This is a genomic window from Actinomadura sp. GTD37 (genome assembly GCF_041951365.1).
Taxonomy (GTDB): Bacteria; Actinomycetota; Actinomycetes; order Streptosporangiales; family Streptosporangiaceae; genus Spirillospora.
Genome location: NZ_JBGNUS010000003.1, coordinates 699,791 through 706,526, shown reverse-complemented (window position 1 = coordinate 706,526; position 6,736 = coordinate 699,791). Strand labels below are relative to the sequence as shown.

Here is a 6,736-nt window from a genome sequence, read left to right as displayed (position 1 = left end):
GCAGTTCCAGGAACTGCTGCGCAACGCCAACCCGCCCGTCCAGTAACCCCCCACAAGGAAAGGCCCCGTGACCCGCTCCCGGTCACGGGGCCTCTCCCGTCCCGTCGACTTGCGGCGTGTTGTTGTTATGGGCCTCCGGATAACAACAACACGCCGCAAGTCAACGCGGCCACCGGGGCGGTGGGCGTTCATGGACGCCGCACTGGGAGGTATGGGAGGCCGTGCGGCGGCTTCACGGTCAGTCACGGACGAGCAAGAGGCAGGGCATCCAGGCCGCGTGCCGATCCGACCGGACACCGCTGCTCCTCGCAGCCCGGCCTGGCATATCGAGCCGCGAAATGTTCTGGGTGGTCAGGTAGAGGACGGCGGGTCGGCTTTGTGGCGGCCGTTGGGCTTTCGCGAGGGGACGATCCGGACCGGGCGGGACGCGCCGCGCGGGAGGGCGTGGCGGGCGGCGCGGCGGGGGGCGGGGACGTCCGGCGGCTCCGGCTCCGGGGTCTCGGGGGCGGCGGCCTCTTCCGGCTGGACGAGCGACTCCTGCTCGCGCAGGTACTCCTCGAACTCCATCGAGTGCGCGGTCGGCAGCGTGATGATGCCCGGGTTGGCGTCCACGAGGAGGGTACGGCGGCCGGACGCGCCCGAGTGCGTGAACACCATCGCGGTCGGCGGCAGCTCCTGCAGCTGCGGCGGCTCGACGAGCAGTTCGCGGAAGCGCTGCTTGGCGGGGCGGCGGTCGGCGACCGTCCGGCCCCAGGCGGTCGCGGAGCTGATGCCCTCCACCAGGACGGAGTCGTCGACGGCGGGCGCGGGCAGCGGCGACCAGACCGGGTCGGTGAGCCCGTCGCCGCGCGGCCGCGCGAACGCGACCGTGCTGGCGTAGGTCTCGCCCGCGACGTCGAACAGCGTCTCCCCCGCCGCGTCGGTGATCTCGGCGACGAGGAGGGGCTGGCCCGCGCCGATGTGCTCGGCGGCGACGCGGGCGTCCTCGGGGTTGCCGAGGCGCATGAACCCGACGGCGGCGTGGCCGCGCCGCCCGAGCCGCGCGCGGACGTGGTCCGGGATCGACCGGTACATGAGGACGAGACCGGTTCCGGTCGCCTCGCAGGCGTCGATGAGGCGGTCGAGGACGTCCCCGCGCAGCTTCTCGGCGCCGCAGAGGAAGAGGGTGTGGTCCCAGCGTCCGCCGGGCGGCGACTCGCGGATCCGGTGGGTGAGCGCCGTCGTCACGTACGTGCCGAGGATGCGGTTGGTGAGGACGCCGGCGCGCCGGTCCATCGACACGACGTGCAGCCTGGACGGCGGCAGCGTGACGGGCTCCGTCGCGAGCTTCTCCAGCTTGCGGAGCTGCGCCTCGAGCGCCCACGCGCGCCGGACGACGATCCGGTCCGTGGCGTCGCGGCCGAACAGGGTGGCGATGCGTTCGAGCTGCGCGTCCGTCAGCAGGCCCTTCCGGAGGTCGTCGCGCGGGTCGCCCACCTGGGCGAGGACGCGCAGCGCCGCCGTGATCCGCGGGATGGTCGCGTCCGGCCCGAGGACCTCGATGAGCCGCTCCAGGATGGAGTTGTCGAACGACAGGTCGCGGGTGCCGCCCTCCTCCTCGCCCGCGCTGACGACCAGCGACAGCACGTCGGCGAGCGCTTCGCGGTTCAGGCCCCTGGTGACGTCCAGCCGGGGCAGGTCGTTGGGCAGCACCCAGACGAGCGGGTCGTCGCCGCGATCGGCCGCGAGGCGCAGCAGGTCGTGCGCGACCGCGCCCTCGGACAGGTCGATGACGGTCAGCCGCGCGCCCACCGCCAGCCGGGCCGCGCCCATGGTCGTGACGGCCGCGGACCAGCCCGCGAGCGTCCCGCCCACGACGTCGACGCGGTCGACTCCCGGCGGGACGGCGACCGGGTACCACTCGCGCTGGCCGTCATAGGCGGCCCGGCGGCGCTCCCACTCGGCCCGCGCCTTCGCGTACGCCTTCTCGGCGGCGTCGCGCTCGCGCTCCCGCGCGGCCCGCTGCCGCTCGTCCTCGTGCCGCTCCTGGGCGAGCCGCTCCCGGACGCCCCGCTCGTCCCGCCACAGCCCGCCGCCGACGATGGCGAGCACGACCAGGCACGCCAGCAGCGCCACCCCGGCGAACGCCCACGGGATCACGCCGAAGACGCCGCACACGAGGAACAGGACGACGAACGCGACCGTGCCGCCGACCGCGATCCGCAGCGGCCGGCCGGCCATGTGCTCGCCGGGCCGCCGCACGGGCGGCGGCAGCGGCGCCCGGTCAGGCCGGTCGGGCACGTCCGGGGGCGGCCCCGGATCGGGGTGCACCTGCGCGTAGCGCCAGCCCACATGGACGCGGTCGGCCTGTGTGAGCCGCGCCATCGCGGACCCGCTCGCCATGTCCGTCACGTCGAGAGACCCCTGGGAGTCGCGGGAATAGGGGGAACGCCTCGGGGTTGCCGGTTCGGTTTCCTACACAGCCCAGGGTAAAGACCTTGCCACCTCCGCGCGCCTCGTTCAACGGAACAGTCCCGCGATGACCGGCCACGCCCGACATTTCGGACACTGAACCCACCTAAGGCAAGATCAGACACCCCACCCCTGACCACACCCGGCCACCCGACCGCACTCCTGTGCGGACGCTGAGCACGCAGGACGCCGAGCCCCGCCCCAGCGGCACGTCCAAGGGCGGGCTTCCGCGAAGGCGAAAGGACGTCGTTCCGAGAGAGCTGTAATGTCCGATGTCGTCGCAGTCGCCGACCGAAGGTGAGGAGCCCACGTGTCGTTGACCGGCCGGCCGCTGGCATGCCTGCTGATCGTGACCGTGGTCGCCGTGCTGGCGGCGACCGTGTGGGGGTGGGGCCGCCTCGCCGGTCCGGGCGCGCGGATGGTCGCCGCCAGGCTCTGCGCACTCCTGCTGTGCCAGGCGCTGGTCACGCTGTCGGTGCTGGTCGTGGTCAACCGCCATTTCGCCTTCTACGGAACTTGGGGGGAACTGGCCGGGGCCGCCGGCGTCGGCGGACGCGTCGTCCAGGAGCAGGGACACGGCGGGACCGGCGTCAGGGCCGCGCTGATCCGGCGCGACCCCGAAGTGTCCATGGGCGGCACGGCCGCGCGCGACGGCAGGGTGGACACCGTCGACATCCGCGGGCTCAGGTCCGGGCTGCACGCACGCGCCTACGTCTATCTCCCGCCCCAGTACTTCAAGGAGGGCGAGCGGCGCCGCTTCCCCGTCGCGGTCGTCTTCAGCGGTTATCCGGGCGCGCAGCGGAACCTCATCACGCAGGTCCGGGTACCGCAGACGGCACGGGACGAGGCGAAGGCGGGCCGCGTCCAGCCGATGGTGTACGTGATGCTGCGGCCGTCCATGGTGAAGGGCCGCGACACCGAGTGCCTGGACGTTCCCGGCGGCCCGCAGACCGCGACCTTCTTCACGCAGGACGTGCCCGAGGCCGTCCGCGCCGCCTACCGGGTCTCGGGCGACCGCAAGGGCTGGGGCGTGTTCGGGTTGTCGACGGGCGGCTACTGCTCGCTCAAGCTCGCCATGCGGCACTCGGACGTGTTCTCCAAGGCCGCGTCGCTGTCCGGCTACTACGGCGCCATCAAGGACATCACCACCGGTGACCTGTACGGGGGCAGCCAGGCCGTCCGCGACGAGAACGACCTCTACTGGCGGCTGCGGCACCGGCCGCAGCCGCCCATCTCCGTGCTGGTGACGACGAGCAGGTCCGGGGAGCGGAACGAGGAGGAGACCCGGCGCTTCCTCTCCCTGGTCAGGCCGCCGATGCGGGCGTCGTCGCTCGTCCTCGACAGCGGCGGCCACAACTTCCGCACCTGGAAGCGAGTGCTGCCCCAGGTGCTGCGCTGGATGAGCCATGGCCTCACCGTCTGACGTCGCGGCCCTGGTGCTCGTCGCCGTCCTCGCGCTGACCGGCTGCGCGGCCGGGGAGACGGGGAAGGGCGAGGGCGGGGCCGCGCCCGCCCCGGCGGCACGGCCGGCGGCCCCGGCCTTCACCCCGTTCGACGAACGGCAGGTGGATCACCGGCAGGCGATGTACCCGCGGCTCGTCCGGCTGCGGGACGGCCGGATCGTCCTCGGCGTCGCGACGGCCGGGGGCGGCGGCGTCACCGACATGGCCCGGTTCTACGAGAGCACCGACGGAGGGCGCACGTTCCGGACGATGTCGGAGATCCTCGACCCGGCCGCCGCCCAGGGCCGGGGAGCGTGCTGCGGGAGCCTGCTCGAACTCCCCCGCCAGATCGGCGGTCAGGCCGCCGGGACGCTGCTGTGGGCGGGGACGGTCGGCATGAAGAACCACGCGCCGGAGCGCCGCCCGGAACTGCGCGTATGGCGCAGCGTCGACGGCGGCCGGCACTGGTCCTACCTGTCGAGCTGCGCGATCGCCGCCGCGGAGACTCCTTGGGACGAGGGCCTGTGGGAGCCCGAGCTGGCCATCGACGGGCAGGGGCGGGTGGTCTGCTACTACTCCGACGAGACCCGGCCGGGCCACGACCAGGTGATCATGGAGACGGCGTCCCCCGACGGCGGCGCCACGTGGGGGACCGGCAGGGTGGTCGTCGCCCTGGGACGGCACGACCGGCCGGGCATGCCGGTGGTGCTGCGGCTGCCCGGCGGCTCGTACCTCATGGTGTACGAGGTGTGCGGCCCGTCCGCGTCGTGCAGGGTGTACCTCCGCCGCTCGGCCGACGGCTGGACGTGGGGCGCCCCCGCCGGACGCGGTACCGCCCCGCGGACCGCCGCCGGACGGAACCTGTACCACGCGCCCACGGTCGCCTGGCTGCCCGGCGACGGCCCGCAGGGGACGGTCCTGCTCGTCGGCGGCGTCGTCCGCGACGCCAAGGGCGGGCTGGTGCGGGCGGCCAGCGGCACGACGCTCTTCGCCAACGCGGCGAACGGCGACGGGGTCTGGAGCGAGGCGCCCGCACCGGTCCGTGTCCCGTTTCCGTCGCATCCGGAGCACTCCGACATCGTCTGCGGCAACTACAGCTCGTCGCTGCTCGCGGTCGGTGACGGCAAAGGGCTGCTGGAGGTGGCGACCAAGCGCGACAAGGACGGGGCGTGCCGGGCCTACGTCGCCGCCTCGGCGCCGACCTCCGCCCCCGCGGAGCTGAAGACCGGCTGAGCCGTGCTCACAGGTCGCGGCAGGCCGCTCCGGCGCAGCCGCGGTAGGAGGCCACGAGCGACTTCAGTTCCGCCTTGCGCGCCTCGGGCGCCTGCGTCCACAGGTTCCCCAGCTCCCACGGGTCGCGGGCGAGGTCGTAGTACTCGCGGTCGCCGTTGTCGTACTCGACGTACAGCTCGTTCGCGGTGCGGACGGCGTAGTAGGTCGGCGGGTTGCCGCCGTACTTCTTCGGCAGGTCCGGGTCGTCGTGGCTGTAGTTGGGGCCGAGGTGCTCGATGAACGCGGTCGTCCGCCAGGACGGCACCGGCCGTCCGAGCAGCAGCGGCGCCAGGGACCGCCCGTCCGCCGAGTCCGCCGGCCGGAGCCCGGCGAGTTCCTCGAACGTCGGGCATATGTCGGTGTTCTGCGCGAACCTCGCCTCGGTCTTCCCGGCCCCGACCCCGGGGCCCGCCACGACGAGCGGGACGCGGATGTCGGTGTCGTAGGCGGTCAGCTTCCCCTCGACGAGCCGGTGCTGGCCGAGGTGGTAGCCGTTGTCGGAGTTGAAGACGAAATAGGTGTTCGCGCCGAGGCCCTTCGCGTCGACCGCGGCCTGCAGCGCGCCGATCATCCGGTCGACCGACTGGACGGCCCGCACCCGCGTGCGGAAGGCGTCGTCGACCGCGCGGAGCTGGCGGGGCCGCAGCCTCGGGTACTTGCGCAGCCAGCCGGGCTTGTCGCCGATGTCGGGCTCGTTGAACCCGGGCGTGCGGGGCGCCTTGATCCCGGCGAACTTGCGGGCGTCCTCGGGCGCGGGCGTCGCCGGGGCGTGCGGCGAGAACGTCGACATCTCCAGCAGGAACGGCTGCTTCGTGTCGGCGGACCGGTTGACGAAGTCGACGCCCTTGCCGGTGATCACCGTGTTGAGGTGGTCCTTCGGCGCGCGCCCGTAGTGGGTGAGGGTGCCGTTGCCGTTCAGGTTGTAGTTGTAGTTCGCGTACCCGAGGCCGGTGACCTGCCATTCCGTCCAGCCGGGCGGCACGTAGGCGCGGGACGAGCCCTGCGTCTCCGCCGTCTCGTAGCCGTTGAGGTACTTGCCCATCAGCGCCGTGCGGTAGCCGGCCTTCTGCAGCGCGGCGGCGAACGTGTCCTTCTCATTGCCGCGCGAGTTGAAGACGTCGAACCCGCCCGTCGGCGGGTCGTTGCTGCGGACCCCGGTGTTGTGCGGGTACTTGCCGGTCAGGATCGTGGCGCGGGACGGGCAGCACAATGTGTCGGCGACGAAGTAGTTCGAGAACGTCATGCCGCGCTTCTGCAGGGCCTTGACGTGCGGCATGTAGTCGACGAGGTCCCACGACAGGTCGTCGGTGAGGACGTAGACGATGTTCGGCCGCTTCGCCGCGGCGTGCGGGGACGCCGACGCCCTGCCGTCTTTGCCGTCCTTGCCGCCTTTGCCGTCCTTGCCGTCACCGGACGCCGCCTGGGCGCATCCGGCCAGCACCAGCGCACCCGCCAGCAGGACCGCGGGGAGCGGCGCGGCCGACCGTCGCCGTCGCGGCTTGGCGCCGAACATCACGCACCCCTTCCAGGCCGATCGGACATCGGTCCACGAACATGATCAATCGGGCCCA

At 73.0% G+C, this 6,736-nt stretch carries 4 protein-coding genes; 2 read left to right on the top strand and 2 right to left on the bottom strand.

Annotated features, from left to right (window positions below):
* Positions 1–351 precede the first annotated feature (351 nt).
* Complete coding sequence (locus ACA511_RS21685) at positions 352–2,382, bottom strand: hypothetical protein (RefSeq protein ID WP_375026303.1); 2,031 nt, start codon at positions 2,380–2,382, stop codon at positions 352–354.
* A gap of 379 nt (positions 2,383–2,761) precedes the next feature.
* On the opposite strand from ACA511_RS21685, the gene ACA511_RS21680 reads away from it, so the two are divergent.
* Both ACA511_RS21680 and ACA511_RS21675 read left to right on the top strand, forming a co-directional pair.
* Positions 2,762–3,874 carry an alpha/beta hydrolase gene (locus ACA511_RS21680; protein WP_375026275.1) on the top strand — a complete coding sequence of 371 codons (1,113 nt, stop codon included), beginning with the start codon at positions 2,762–2,764 and terminating at the stop codon, positions 3,872–3,874.
* On the top strand, positions 3,858–5,126 hold the full coding sequence (locus ACA511_RS21675; RefSeq protein ID WP_375026274.1) for a sialidase family protein: 1,269 nt from the start codon (positions 3,858–3,860) through the stop codon (positions 5,124–5,126). The genes ACA511_RS21680 and ACA511_RS21675 overlap by 17 nt, the downstream gene beginning before the upstream one ends.
* A 7-nt stretch (positions 5,127–5,133) precedes the next feature.
* On the opposite strand, the gene ACA511_RS21670 is transcribed toward ACA511_RS21675, so the two are convergent.
* Positions 5,134–6,678, bottom strand: coding sequence for a sulfatase (locus tag ACA511_RS21670; RefSeq protein ID WP_375026273.1), 1,545 nt, complete (start codon positions 6,676–6,678; stop codon positions 5,134–5,136).
* Positions 6,679–6,736: the final 58 nt, after the last annotated feature.